At 62.5% G+C, this 459-nt stretch carries 1 protein-coding gene; it reads left to right on the top strand.

Going from position 1 to position 459, the window contains the following annotated elements; genetic code table 11:
• Window positions 1–459: hypothetical protein (locus tag BTA35_RS18030; RefSeq protein ID WP_202931305.1), on the top strand; the 459-nt coding region annotated here is incomplete at both ends.

Raw genomic sequence — 459 nt, 5'->3', positions numbered from 1 at the left:
TCTCGAACCGCTAGACGAACGGGCCATAGCGGACTATCTCGCCTACGGCACGCCGCCTAAACGTCGACACGACGGCATTGACAGCTTTGCGCAACTGATGTGCGAACGCTCCGGCGGCAATCCCCTGTTCTTGCTCGCCACGCTCGACCATCTCGCCGGGCTGGGTCTTGCGCGATCGACCACGGACGGATGGGCACTGTGTCGTTCACCGGCCGAATTGAGACTCGAGGTTCCATCGGTGCTGAACCAGATCATCGAACGTCGTTTCGAAAAGCTGCCGGCGGCGCATCGGCGCGCGCTCGAAGGCGCCAGCGTGGCCGGATGCGAATTCAATGCGATTACGGCCGCGCCGGCTGCACGGATGAACGCGGAGGATTTCGAAGATATCTGCGAAACGCTCTGCCGCCAGCAAAGCTTCATTCGCCATGCGCATGTCCCAGCTTCGGGCGACCGGCTGCC

The organism is Oceanospirillum linum, from assembly GCF_001995095.2.
GTDB lineage: Bacteria > Pseudomonadota > Gammaproteobacteria > Pseudomonadales > Halomonadaceae > Oceanospirillum > Oceanospirillum linum.
This window is presented reverse-complemented; position numbering and strand designations above follow the sequence as displayed.